This is a genomic window from Bradyrhizobium sp. UFLA06-24 (assembly GCF_054967145.1).
Genome location: NZ_JADFUE010000020.1, coordinates 15,826 through 28,243, shown reverse-complemented (window position 1 = coordinate 28,243; position 12,418 = coordinate 15,826). Strand labels below are relative to the sequence as shown.

Sequence of the window (12,418 nt, the reverse complement as noted above, 5' to 3'; positions counted from 1 at the left end):
TCCATGTCACGAGTTGGCAAAAGGCCTGTGGCGGTGCCGTCCGGTGTGACCGCGACCGTCGATGGGCAGACCGTCAAGATGAAGGGGCCAAAGGGCCAGCTTCAGTTCGTCGTCCATGACGACGTCGAGGTGAAGCTCGAGAGCGGCCAGATCAAGGTCAAGCCGCGGGCCGAGACCAATCGCGCGCGCGCCCTTTACGGCACCGCTCGCGCCCAGGTCGCGAATCTGGTCGAAGGCGTCACCAAGGGCTTCGAGAAGAAGCTCGAAATCACCGGCGTCGGTTACCGCGCCGCGATGCAGGGCAAGAACCTGCAGCTCGCGCTCGGTTACAGCCACGACGTGATCTACCCGATCCCGGAAGGGATCACGATCACCGTGCCGAAGCCCACCGAGATCACGGTCACCGGCAGCGACGTCCAGCGCGTCGGCCAGGTTGCTGCCGAGATCCGCGCCTACCGTCCGCCGGAGCCCTACAAAGGCAAGGGCGTGAAGTATGTGGGCGAATTCATCTTCCGCAAGGAAGGCAAGAAGAAGTAACGGAGCCGGTCATGTCCAAAGCCAAGGTTACGAATGCCCGGCGCAAGCGGAGTGTGCGGCTGAAGCTGCGCCGCTCCGGTGGTGGTCGTCCGCGTCTGTCGGTGTTCCGCTCGTCCAAGCACATCTATGCCCAGGTCATCGACGACCTGAAGGGCGAGACGCTGGCCTCCGCCTCGTCGCTCGAGAAGGTGATGCGCGACGGCGGCAAGACCGGCGCCGACATCGATGCGGCGAAGGCGGTCGGCAAGCTGCTGGCCGAGCGCGCCGCCGAGAAGGGCGTCAAGGAAGTCGTGTTCGATCGCGGCAGCTACCTCTACCACGGGCGCGTCAAGGCTCTCGCCGACGCAGCGCGTGAGAGCGGGCTGAGCTTCTAACAGAATTTGAGGATTGAGGCGCAAGCCTCTGAAGGATTGGAAAAATGGCAGAACGCGAACAACGTGGTGGACGCGATCAACGCGGCGGCGGCGGACGTGAACGCAGGGAGCGCGAGGAGCGCGACAGCGAGTTCGTCGACAAGCTCGTGCACATCAACCGCGTCGCCAAGGTCGTCAAGGGCGGCAAGCGCTTCGGTTTCGCAGCGCTGGTCGTGATCGGCGATCAGAAGGGCCGCGCCGGCTTCGGTCACGGCAAGGCGCGCGAAGTTCCTGAGGCGATCCGCAAGGCCACCGAGTCCGCCAAGCGCAACCTGACCCGCGTGTCGCTGCGCGAGGGCCGCACCTTGCATCACGACATCGCCGGCCGTCACGGTGCGGGTCGTGTCTACCTGCGTGCAGCTCCGGCCGGTACGGGCATCATCGCCGGTGGTCCGATGCGCGCCGTGTTCGAGACGCTCGGCGTCCAGGACGTGGTGGCGAAGTCGATCGGCTCATCGAACCCGTACAACATGGTTCGCGCGACCTTCGATGCGCTCAAGCATCAGGACAGCCCGCGTTCGGTCGCGGCGCGCCGCAACATCAAGGTGTCCACCCTCCAGGGTCGTCGCGTCGGCGGCGATGCCGAGGCGGCTGCGGACTAACCAACGCTTTTCGGAGTAGACCACGATGGCCAAGGCCGTAAAGACGATCAAGCTCGAGCAGACCGGCAGCGCGATCCGCCGCCATCACTCGCAGCGTTCGACGCTGATCGGGCTCAAGCTCAACAAGATCGGCCGCACCAGCGAGCTGCCGGATACTCCGGCTGTCCGCGGCATGATCGAGAAGGTTCACCATCTCGTCCGTATCGTCGGCGAGAAGTAAGAAGCGGCGCATGATCCCGAAGACCGGATCCGGCTTTCGGTGAAGATCATGCGCAAGAAACAAGGAGCAGGGCGATGAAGCTCAGCGATATCGCCGATAACGCCGGCTCGCGCAAGAAGCGTATGCGCGTCGGCCGTGGCATCGGTTCGGGCAAGGGCAAGCAGTCCGGCCGCGGCGGCAAGGGCCAGACCGCGCGTTCGGGCGTGCGCATCAAGGGTTTTGAAGGCGGCCAGATGCCGATGCATCGCCGTCTGCCCAAGCGCGGCTTCAACAACATCTTCCGCGTCGAGTATGCCGAGATCAATCTCGACCGTCTCCAGGACGCCGTCGATGCCAAGAAGCTCGACACCGGCAGTGTCGTGAACGTCGAGGCGCTGGTGAAGGCCGGCGTGCTGCGCCGCGCCAAGGCCGGCCTGCGGCTGCTTGGCCGCGGCGAACTCAAGGCTAAGCTGAACATCGAAGTGCACGGCGCCACCAAGTCCGCGATCGAAGCGGTCGAGAAGGCCGGCGGTTCGGTGAAGATCCTCGCCCCTGCCAAGGAAGAAGGCGAGGCGGCGTAACAACTGCGTCATTGGCCCGCGCCTCGCGGGCCTTTACGCATGCGGGACGATGGACTTATCGAAGCCGAGCACCAGATAATGTCCGGCGTCCGCCCAATAGCCCGGCCGCGGGTATGACGGCGCAAAAGGCGGCGGGAGAAAGTCCAATATGGCCTCAGCAGCGGAACAACTGGCAGCCAACCTCAATTTCGGCGCGTTTGCCAAGGCCGACGAACTCAAGAAGCGCATCTGGTTCACGCTGGGTGCGCTGCTCGTCTATCGGCTCGGGACCTACATCCCGCTGCCCGGCATCGATCCCAACATCTGGGAGCAGGTGTTCAGGTCGCAGGCGGGCGGCATTCTCGGCATGTTCAACATGTTCGCCGGCGGCGGCATCCACCGCATGGCGATCTTCGCGCTGAACATCATGCCGTACATCTCGGCCTCGATCATCATCCAGCTGCTCACCACCGTCTCGCCGCAACTCGAGGCGCTGAAGAAGGAAGGTGAGGCGGGTCGCAAGACGCTGAACCAGTACACCCGCTACCTCACGGTGATCCTGGCCGCGTTCCAGTCCTACGGCATCGCCGTTGGCCTCGAAGGCGCCGGCAACGTCGTCAGCGATCCCGGCATGTTCTTCCGTCTCTCCACCGCGATCACGCTGACCGGCGGCACCATGTTCCTGATGTGGCTGGGCGAGCAGATCACCTCGCGCGGCATCGGCAACGGCATCTCGCTGATCATTCTGTCCGGCATCGTCGCTGAACTCCCCGCAGCGCTCGCCAACATGCTCGAGCTCGGCCGCCAGGGTGCGATGTCGACCGGCCTGATCTTGATCGTGATTGTGATGGCGGTCGCCGTGATCGCCTTCATCGTGTTCATGGAACGCGCCCAGCGCCGGCTGCTGATCCAGTATCCGAAGCGTCAGGTCGGCAACAAGATGTTCGAGGGCCAGTCCTCGCATCTGCCGCTCAAGCTCAACACTTCGGGCGTGATCCCGCCGATCTTCGCGTCCTCGCTCTTGCTGCTGCCGACGACGGTCGCGAACTTCAACGCCGGCAAGGGGCCGGAGTGGTTCCAGTGGATCACCACCCAGCTCGGCCATGGCCGGCCGCTGTTCCTGATCCTCTATCTCGCGCTGATCGTGTTCTTCGCCTTCTTCTACACCGCGATCGTGTTCAACCCGACCGAGACGGCGGACAATCTGAAGAAGCATGGCGGCTTCATCCCGGGCATCCGTCCAGGCGAGCGCACCGCGGAATATATCGACTACGTGCTGTCGCGGATCACCGTGCTCGGCGCAATTTACCTGGCGATCGTCTGCTTGATCCCGGAAATTCTGATTTCCTACGCCTCGGTGCCGTTCTACTTTGGCGGGACGTCGCTCCTGATCGTGGTCAGCGTGACCATGGATACGGTGGCGCAGGTTCAGGGCTATCTGCTGGCTCATCAGTACGAAGGCCTGATCCGGAAGTCGAAGCTGAGGGGCCGCCGTAGATGAATGGGGAGCTTGCGCGCCGGATCGGTTTCACGATTGGCGCGCTGCTCCTTTTCAGGCTAGGCACGCATGTTCCCGTGCCGGGCGTGCTGACCTCGACCCTGCCACTCACCGCCGGGGTCGTTGCTCGTCTCTCGCTGTTTGCGCTCGGTCTCGTTCCCTATCTCAGCGCTGCCATCTTGATCCGGCTGTTGTCGGTGGTCTGGCGCGGCTTGAACGCGCTGGAGCGATCGGGCGAGGCAGGCCGGCGAAGCATTGCCCGCCTTACGCTCGCCCTGACCTTGGTCCTCGCCGCGTTCCAAGCCTACGGCATCGCCTCGGCCCTCAAGGACGTGCCGAATCTGGTTAGCGACCCCGAGGGCTGGTTCGTGGTCACGGCGACGGCGACCATGGTCGGCGGCGTGTTCGCCCTGATCTTCCTCAGCGAGCAGATCACCCGCCACGGCATCGGTAACGGGCTGGCGCTGATGCTGAGCATCGGCTTCCTCGTGGCGCTGCCGTCTGATGTGTCAAACGTGCGGGAGCTGATTCGAAGCGGTTCGGTCTCCAGCGATCTCGTGCTGTTCCACATCGTGTTCTGGGTCGCTGCGGTCGTCCTGATCGTCGTTGTCGAAAGCGCGCGGCGAAACATCGGAATCGCCTTTGCCGAGCGTAGCGTGGGGGCAAGGATCCTGCCGGCGCGGACGGCGCTGCTCCCGGTCAAGTTGAACAACGCCGGCTTCCTGATACCGACCACGGTGGCGCCCTGGTTCATCTTCCTGCCGCTGTCGGCTGCAGGCTTCCTGCTTGGGGGCGTCCCCTGGATCGAAGCGCTCTACCAATCCCTCCAGGTCGGGCGTCCTGCCCATCTGATCGTGATCTCGGTCGCGGTGTTCGTGCTGGCGTTCGTCTACACATCCTTTGTGGTTGATCCCGAACGGGTCGCCGAACAGCTTGCCGGGCAGGGCGGCGCGATTCCCGGCATCGCGCCGGGGGAGGCCACCGCGGATCATCTCGATCGCGTCGTGTCATTGACGACCCTCGTCGGAGCCGTCTACCTGACGATGGTGCAGATGATTCCGGAAGCACTCTTGGTTTACGGAAACGGGCTGCCCTATAGTATGAATGGTGGTGCGGCGCTGATTGTGGTCTGCACCATTCTCGATCTTCAAACACAGGTGCGCGACGTATCGCTCACCAATCCGGGGGGCGTACGCCGATGAGAATTATACTTCTGGGACCGCCGGGGTCGGGCAAGGGGACCCAGGCGCAGCTGCTGGTGCAGCGCTATGGTATCGTTCAGCTCTCGACCGGCGAGATGTTGCGCGCGGCGGTCGCTGCCGGAACGCCGGTCGGGTTGAAGGCCAAGGAGATCATGGCCAGCGGCGGTCTCGTCCCTGACGACGTCGTGGTCGGAATCATCTCGGACCGGATCGACCAGCCCGACGCCAAGCACGGCTTCATCCTGGACGGCTTCCCCCGTACCGTGCCGCAGGCCGAGGCGCTCGATGAGCTGCTGAAGCACAAGCACATGAAGCTCGATGCGGTGATCGAGCTGCGTGTCAACGAGAGCGCGCTGCTGAGTCGCGTGGAGACTCGCGTCGCCCAGATGCGGGAGCGCGGGGAGGAAGTCCGGCTTGACGACACCCCGGAGGTCCTGACCAAGCGGCTTGCCAGCTACCGCAGCCAGACGGAACCGCTGATTCACTACTATTCCGAGCGGCGGAAGCTCTCGACCATCGACGGCATGATGGCGATCGACGAGGTCACCCGTGCCATCCACCGCCAGCTCCTGGCGCTGGGCGCGGTCGAGCCAAAGACCCATGGTAAGACCCACGCCCGCAGCGCGGCCAAGGCGGCGCCAGCCAAGAAGGCGGCCAAAAAGGTCAAGGCAGCCAAAAAGCCGGCAAAAGTGGCCAAAAAGGCTGCAAAACCGGCAAAATCAGCCAAAAAGGCCGTGAAGGGCCCCAAAAAGGCTGCCAAGAAAGCCGTCAAGAAGGGTGCCAAAAAGACCGCTAAGAAGGCCGTCAAGAAAGGTGCCAAGAAGGCAGCAAAAAAGGTCACGAAAAAGCGAGCTAAGCGCTAGCAGCGGTTGACGAAAGCCCCCTGAATCCCCTAATAAGCCCCGCATCCAAGTCGGATAGTTTCAAACGATGCCGGGCCCCAGGAAGACCAGGGGTGGGCGTCGTGTTCGCGTTTGTGAACACCTGCCCGAGAAACATAAGCACTTAAAGCCCGATTCCTGACGAGGGATCGGCAACAGGAGAGAAGGCCGTGGCCCGTATTGCCGGCGTGAACATTCCGACCAACAAGCGCGTGCTGATCGCGCTCCAGTACATCCATGGCATCGGCCAGAAGATTGCTGGTGAGATCCTCGAAAAGGTGAAGATCCCCGAGGATCGTCGCGTCAATCAGCTCAGCGACGCTGAAGTGCTCCAGATCCGCGAAGTCATCGACCGCGACTATCTCGTCGAGGGCGATCTGCGTCGCGAAGTCGGCATCAACATCAAGCGTCTGATGGACCTCGGCTGCTATCGTGGCCTGCGTCATCGTCGCGGTCTGCCGGTGCGCGGCCAGCGCACCCACACCAATGCGCGTACGCGCAAGGGCCCGGCCAAGGCCATCGCCGGCAAGAAGAAGTAAGTTTTCTATTCCAGTCGCGGCGTGTGGCGAAGAGGGGCAACCCGTTCGCCACGCGCTTTTCGTTCCACAGGTGTAGCCGCTGGCATTACGGCGGCGTTTGAGATCTCTAGGAAAGGTAGTCTATGGGCAAGGAAGCCACCCGCGTTCGTCGTCGTGAGCGCAAGAACATCGCCTCGGGCGTCGCGCATGTGAACTCGTCGTTCAACAACACGACCATCACCATCACCGACGCGCAGGGCAACACGATTGCCTGGTCCTCCGCCGGCACGATGGGCTTCAAGGGCTCGCGTAAGTCGACCCCGTACGCCGCGCAGGTCGCCGCCGAAGACGTTTCGAAGAAGGCGCAGGAACACGGCATGCGCACGCTGGAAGTTGAGGTCGCTGGTCCCGGTTCGGGCCGTGAGTCGGCGCTCCGCGCGCTCCAGGCCGCTGGCTTCACCGTCACCTCGATCCGCGACGTGACCACGATCCCGCACAACGGTTGCCGTCCGCGCAAGCGTCGGCGCGTCTGATACGAAGTTGCGGGCGCTGTGGTGCCCGCGATGCTTTTTTTAAGAAGCCGCGGGTTTGATCTGCGGCCTTTCTCCAACGCCAGTGTTTGAATTTTCAAATCGACTGGCCTGTATGGGTGAAACAGTGACGATCCAGAAAAATTGGCAAGAACTGATTCGGCCGAACAAGCTCCAGGTCACGCCCGGCAGCGACCCCAGCCGCTTCGCGACCATCGTTGCCGAGCCGCTCGAGCGCGGTTTCGGCCAGACCCTCGGCAATGCGCTGCGCCGCATTCTGCTCTCCTCGCTGCAGGGCGCGGCGGTGCAGTCGGTGCACATCGACGGCGTGCTGCACGAGTTCTCCTCGATCGCGGGCGTCCGTGAGGACGTCACCGACATCGTGCTGAACATCAAGGACATCTCGATCAAGATGCAGGGCGAAGGCCCCAAGCGCATGGTCGTGAAGAAGTCCGGCCCGGGCGTCGTCACCGCCGGCGACATCCAGACCGTGGGCGACGTCGTCGTGCTCAACCCTGACCTCCAGATCTGCACCCTCGACGAGGGCGCCGAGATCCGCATGGAGTTCACGGTCTCCACCGGCAAGGGCTACGTGCCCGCCGAGCGCAACCGTCCCGAGGACGCGCCGATCGGCCTTATCCCGGTCGACAGCCTGTACTCGCCGGTCCGCAAGGTCTCCTACAAGGTCGAGAACACCCGCGAGGGCCAGATCCTCGACTACGACAAGCTGACCATGACGATCGAGACCAACGGCGCGATCTCGCCGGATGACTCGGTGGCTTACGCCGCCCGCATCCTGCAGGATCAGCTCAACGTGTTCGTCAACTTCGAAGAGCCGCGCAAGGAAGTCGCCCAGGAGATCATCCCGGACCTCGCCTTCAACCCGGCCTTCCTCAAGAAGGTGGACGAGCTCGAGCTGTCGGTGCGTTCGGCCAACTGCTTGAAGAACGACAACATCGTGTACATCGGCGACCTCGTGCAGAAGAGCGAAGCGGAAATGCTCCGCACCCCGAACTTCGGCCGCAAGTCGCTGAACGAGATCAAGGAAGTGCTGGCCCAGATGGGTCTGCATCTCGGCATGGAAGTGCCGGGCTGGCCGCCGGAGAACATCGACGAGCTCGCCAAGCGCTTCGAAGATCACTACTGAGCATTTCGACCGTCGTGGCCGGAGTCATCCGGCCACGATTTTTATTGGGCGAACGCAGGCAGCCCACCTGAGCAACATGTCCGACGAACGGTCGCGGCAGTTCTAGAACAAGGAATAGTTACATGCGTCACGGCAAGGTTCATCGGAAGCTCAACCGCACGGCCGAGCACCGCCGCGCGATGTTCGCCAACATGGCGGCCGCGCTGATCAAGCACGAGCAGATCGTCACCACGCTGCCCAAGGCCAAGGAGCTTCGTCCGATCGTCGAGAAGCTCGTCACTCTCGGCAAGAAGGGCGGCCTGTCCATGCGTCGCCAGGCCATCTCCGAGATGCGCGACAAGGACCAGGTCAAGAAGCTGTTCGACGTGCTGGCGCCCCGCTACAAGGACCGTCAGGGCGGCTACACCCGCATCATCAAGGCAGGCTTCCGCTACGGCGACAACGCCGCAATGGCCGTAATCGAATTCGTCGATCGCGACGTCGATGCCAAGGGCCAGGACTCCGGCCCGGTGCAGGCGAAGGAAGCCGAGGCGGCGTAAGCCAACTCGACATCAGTATTCCGAAAGCGGCGCCTCCGGGCGCCGCTTTTTTGTTGCCGCGTGCTCGTTCGCCCCTCACGCATGAGTGAGGGCCGATTGCGGCCGTCGGTGCTGCGCCCGATATCTCCATCAGCATCAATGGAGACATCGCATGAAGATCGACCTTTCCGGAAAGACCGCGCTCGTGACCGGCTCGACCGCCGGCATCGGCCACGCCATCGCCAAGGGCCTTGCCGGCTCGGGCGCCAGCGTGGTGATCAACGGGCGCGGCCAGGACAAGGTCGATGCGGCCCTGCGCAAGCTCGAGGGAGCCGGGGCCAAGGTGCGCGGCATCGCCGCCGACGTTTCGACCGTCGCGGGCTGCAAGGCGCTGGTGGCTGATCTGCCGGAGGTCGACATCCTCATCAACAACGCCGGCATTTTCGAGCCGAAGGACTTCTTCGAGATTCCGGACGAGGACTGGAGCCGTTTCTTCGAGGTCAACGTCATGAGCGGCGTTCGGCTGTCGCGCGCCTACATGAAGGGCATGCTCAAGCGCCATTGGGGCCGCATCGTCTTCATCTCCTCGGAGTCCGGGCTCAACATTCCCGTCGAGATGATCCACTACGGCATGAGCAAGACGGCCCAGCTTGCGGTCGCGCGCGGCCTCGCGCAGCTCACCCGGGGCAGCGGCGTCACCGTCAACTCGGTGCTTCCTGGCCCGACCATGTCCGAGGGCGTCGAGACCTTCGTGAAGGATCTCGCCAGGCAGAACGGGCAATCGGTCGACGAGGCCGCGGCCAACTTCGTCAAGCAGCACCGCCCGAGCTCGCTGATCCAGCGTTTTGCCAGTGTCGACGAGATCGCCAACATGGTGGTTTACGTCGCCTCGAAAGAAGCCTCCGCAACCAACGGCGCGGCGCTGCGCGCCGAAGGCGGCATCGTCAACACGATCGCGTAGGAGCGAAGCATGACGGCCTATGTGATTTCCGAAGTCGAGATGCGCGATCCCGAGGGATTTGAAGCCTATCGCACGCTCGCCGCGCAGACGATCGCACAGTACGGCGGGCGCTATCTCGTGCGCGGCGGCAAGGCGGAAATGGCGGAGGGCAACCTCCCGCCGAAGGCCATCGTGATCGTCGAATTCCCCTCGATGGCGCGGCTGAAGGAATGGTATGCCTCGCCGGACTACGCCGAGGCGCTCAAGCTGCGGCGGACGGCGCTGGAGCGGCGGCTGCTGTTTGTCGAGGGGACGGCTCCCATCTAGCTGATCTGCCGGTTTGCCCCTTCTTTTCGGAGCGCAACCGGGTACAACAGGGCTCCATGCTCTGGCCCCTCTCCACCCGCCACAAACGTCTGTTCAGGCTCACATCCGCGCGATGGCAGCGGCGCACGATCTTCGTGCTCGGCGGCATTGGGGTCGGCGCCGCGGCGGTGGCGCTGGCACAGCTCGCCGATCTCGCGCAGCACGCCTTTGCGCTCCTGCTGACCAAGTCGCGCTATGCCGTGCTGGCGGTGACGCCGCTCGGCTTCATGCTGTCGGCCTATCTGACCATCCGCCTGTTCCCGAATGCGCAGGGCAGTGGCATTCCGCAGGCCATCGCCGCCCGGCATCTGACCGACCAGACGGCGCGCGCTAATCTGGTCTCGATCCGGATCGCGATCGGCAAGATCATCCTCACTTTGTTCGGGCTGCTGTGCGGCGGCTCGGTCGGGCGGGAAGGGCCGACCGTTCAGGTCGGTGCCTCCATCATGTTTGCGCTCGGCCGTGTCTCGCCGCGCCGCCAGCCGGGGTTGATCCTGGCCGGTGCCGCCGCGGGCGTCGCTGCGGCCTTCAATACGCCGCTGGCGGGAATCGTCTTCGGCATCGAGGAGATGAGCCGCGCGTTCGAGACCCGCACGTCGAGCCTCATCATTGCCGCCGTTATCGCGGCCGGTCTGACCTCGCTCGCACTGGCTGGCAATTACGCCTATTTCGGCAGCAGCGCGATGACGCTGGCGCGCGGTGCCGACTGGCTGGCCATTCCGCTTTGCGGCGTGGCGGGGGGACTCGCGGGTGGCCTGTTCAGCCGCGTCGTCATCGCCATGGCGCGCGGCTTCAACAATCCGCTCGGAAGGGCGATCAAGGGCCATCCGCTCTGGTTCGCCTTCGCCTGCGGCCTTGCCGTCGCGATCTGTGGCCTGGTGTCCGGCGACACGATCTACGGCACGGGTTATGCGCAGGTGAAGACCGCACTCGACCACAGCGCGCCATTGCCTCAAGACTTCGGAATCCTCAAGCTCCTCGCGACGACCTTTGCCGCGATCAGCGGTGTCCCGGGCGGCATCTTCTCGCCGTCGCTCGCCGTCGGTGCCGGCATCGGCAGCAACATCGCCTCGTTCTTCCACGATGCGCCGCTCGGCGCGATCATGCTGCTCGGCATGGTCTCCTATTTCGCCGGCGTGGTGCAGGCGCCGATCACTGCCTTCGTGATCGTGACCGAGATGACCGACAATCACGGCATGGTCGTGCCGTTGATGGCGTCTGCGTTGATTGCGCATGCAACCTCGCGAATGATCTGCGAGGAAGGCATTTATCACGCGCTCGCCAAAGGCTTCATTGAGCGGGCGAGCCGTCCGCCGGAGGATAAGACGCCGTAGGTTGGGCAAAGCGCAAGCGTGCCCCCGATCTCTTGCCGCCGTCGCGAGGTGGCGGGCACGGCGCAAGCGCGCCTTTGCCCACCGTACGAGGTCTCAGCTTACCATCCTTCCAGCACGATCTTGCCGCGCGACTTGCCGCTTTCCAGCAGCGCATGCGCGCGCTTGAGGTTGGCGGCGTTGATCGTGCCGAAAGTCTGGTCGAGCGTGGTGCGCAAAACGCCCTTGTCGATGAGGTCGGCGACGTCATTGAGCAGGTGATGTTGCGCGATCATGTCCGGCGTCTGGAACGAGGAGCGCGTGAACATGGATTCCCAATGCACGGAGATCGCCTTGCCCTTGAACGTGCCCATGTTGAATTCCGGGGGATCGTCGATCAGGCCGAAACGGCCCTGCGGTGCCATGAACTCGGCGATCGATTTGTAGTGCTGATCGGTGAAGGTGAGGCTCGCCACCAGCGCGACCGGCGGCAGCCTCAAGCTCTCGATCTGCTCCTTCATCGGCTTGCCGTGATCGATCACCGCATGGGCGCCGAGATCGAGGCACCACTTCTGCGATTCCGGCCGCGTCGCAGTCGCAACCAGTGTGAGGCCGGTGAGGCGGCGCGCGAGCTGGATCAGGATCGAACCGACACCGCCGGCGCCGCCGGTGATCAGGAGCGTGCGCGGATCGACGCTCTTGCCGGGGACTGCGCCGAGCCGGTCGAACAGCAGTTCCCACGCGGTGATGGAGGTGAGGGGCAGGGCCGCGGCCTGCGCGAACGACAGCGACTTCGGCTTGTTGCCGACGATGCGTTCGTCGACCAGGTGGAATTCGGCATTGGTGCCCTGGCGCAGGATCGAGCCGGCGTAAAACACCTCGTCGCCCGGCTTGAACAGCGTGACCTCGGGGCCGACGGCGTCGACCACGCCGGCGGCGTCATAGCCGAGAATCTTGGTCTCGCCTTCGGGCGGGGCGGCGCGCTTGCGCACCTTGTAATCGACGGGATTGGCCGAGATCGCCTTCACGGCGACGCGGATGTCGCGTCCCTTCGGCTCGGGCTTAGCGGTTTCGAAATCGATCAGCGCATCCTGATCCTCGATCGGAAGCGACTGCTTGTAGCCGACGGCCTTCATGGCTTGTCTCCATCAGATGGCGTTTCGCCTACCGCTCTAACTGTCGCCCTGGCTCCGATTT

The 12,418-nt window shown here is 63.9% G+C and carries 16 protein-coding genes; 15 read left to right on the top strand and 1 reads right to left on the bottom strand.

Annotated elements, in window-relative coordinates:
* Window positions 1–3: 3 nt before the first annotated feature.
* From rplF to IF809_RS17805, 15 genes are all read left to right on the top strand, one after another.
* A complete protein-coding gene (gene rplF / locus IF809_RS17875) occupies window positions 4–537 on the top strand; it encodes a 50S ribosomal protein L6 (protein WP_283086237.1) in 534 nt (177 codons plus the stop codon).
* An 11-nt stretch (window positions 538–548) separates the two neighbouring features.
* Window positions 549–911, top strand: coding sequence for a 50S ribosomal protein L18 (gene rplR, locus IF809_RS17870; protein WP_128966826.1), 363 nt, complete (start codon window positions 549–551; stop codon window positions 909–911).
* Window positions 912–955: 44 nt separating this feature from the next.
* Entirely contained in the window at window positions 956–1,552 is a 597-nt protein-coding gene (gene rpsE, locus IF809_RS17865) for a 30S ribosomal protein S5 (protein ID WP_092228454.1), read from the top strand.
* 25 nt (window positions 1,553–1,577) lie between these two features.
* Window positions 1,578–1,772, top strand: coding sequence for a 50S ribosomal protein L30 (gene rpmD / locus IF809_RS17860; RefSeq protein ID WP_128966825.1), 195 nt, complete (start codon window positions 1,578–1,580; stop codon window positions 1,770–1,772).
* 74 nt (window positions 1,773–1,846) lie between these two features.
* Entirely contained in the window at window positions 1,847–2,332 is a 486-nt protein-coding gene (rplO, locus tag IF809_RS17855; protein ID WP_128951226.1) for a 50S ribosomal protein L15, read from the top strand.
* Window positions 2,333–2,480: 148 nt separating this feature from the next.
* Window positions 2,481–3,812 carry a preprotein translocase subunit SecY gene (gene secY, locus IF809_RS17850; protein ID WP_128966824.1) on the top strand — a complete coding sequence of 444 codons (1,332 nt, stop codon included), beginning with the start codon at window positions 2,481–2,483 and terminating at the stop codon, window positions 3,810–3,812.
* On the top strand, window positions 3,809–5,011 hold the full coding sequence (locus IF809_RS17845) for a preprotein translocase subunit SecY (RefSeq protein WP_462838110.1): 1,203 nt from the start codon (window positions 3,809–3,811) through the stop codon (window positions 5,009–5,011). Before secY ends, IF809_RS17845 begins: the two co-directional genes overlap by 4 nt.
* On the top strand, window positions 5,008–5,874 hold the full coding sequence (locus tag IF809_RS17840) for an adenylate kinase (protein WP_453983381.1): 867 nt from the start codon (window positions 5,008–5,010) through the stop codon (window positions 5,872–5,874). Before IF809_RS17845 ends, IF809_RS17840 begins: the two co-directional genes overlap by 4 nt.
* 188 nt (window positions 5,875–6,062) lie before the next feature.
* Window positions 6,063–6,431: a 30S ribosomal protein S13 gene (gene rpsM / locus IF809_RS17835; RefSeq protein ID WP_014494511.1), complete on the top strand. Its 369-nt coding sequence runs from the start codon at window positions 6,063–6,065 to the stop codon at window positions 6,429–6,431.
* Window positions 6,432–6,553: 122 nt separating this feature from the next.
* The gene (gene rpsK, locus IF809_RS17830; RefSeq protein WP_007603045.1) at window positions 6,554–6,943 is read left to right on the top strand and encodes a 30S ribosomal protein S11; all 390 of its coding nucleotides are present in this window, start codon (window positions 6,554–6,556) and stop codon (window positions 6,941–6,943) included.
* 112 nt (window positions 6,944–7,055) lie between these two features.
* Window positions 7,056–8,087: a DNA-directed RNA polymerase subunit alpha gene (locus tag IF809_RS17825; RefSeq protein WP_057745452.1), complete on the top strand. Its 1,032-nt coding sequence runs from the start codon at window positions 7,056–7,058 to the stop codon at window positions 8,085–8,087.
* A 122-nt stretch (window positions 8,088–8,209) separates the two neighbouring features.
* Entirely contained in the window at window positions 8,210–8,626 is a 417-nt protein-coding gene (rplQ, locus tag IF809_RS17820) for a 50S ribosomal protein L17 (RefSeq protein WP_057745449.1), read from the top strand.
* A 151-nt stretch (window positions 8,627–8,777) separates the two neighbouring features.
* Complete coding sequence (locus tag IF809_RS17815; RefSeq protein WP_462838109.1) at window positions 8,778–9,566, top strand: SDR family NAD(P)-dependent oxidoreductase; 789 nt, start codon at window positions 8,778–8,780, stop codon at window positions 9,564–9,566.
* A 9-nt stretch (window positions 9,567–9,575) separates the two neighbouring features.
* On the top strand, window positions 9,576–9,872 hold the full coding sequence (locus tag IF809_RS17810; RefSeq protein WP_128966820.1) for a DUF1330 domain-containing protein: 297 nt from the start codon (window positions 9,576–9,578) through the stop codon (window positions 9,870–9,872).
* Window positions 9,873–9,928: 56 nt separating this feature from the next.
* Window positions 9,929–11,245 carry a chloride channel protein gene (locus tag IF809_RS17805; protein ID WP_453983384.1) on the top strand — a complete coding sequence of 439 codons (1,317 nt, stop codon included), beginning with the start codon at window positions 9,929–9,931 and terminating at the stop codon, window positions 11,243–11,245.
* Between the two features lie 98 nt (window positions 11,246–11,343).
* Here IF809_RS17805 and IF809_RS17800 read toward each other — a convergent pair whose 3' ends face one another.
* Window positions 11,344–12,357, bottom strand: coding sequence for a zinc-binding alcohol dehydrogenase family protein (locus IF809_RS17800; protein WP_453983385.1), 1,014 nt, complete (start codon window positions 12,355–12,357; stop codon window positions 11,344–11,346).
* Between the last annotated feature and the right edge of the window lie 61 nt (window positions 12,358–12,418).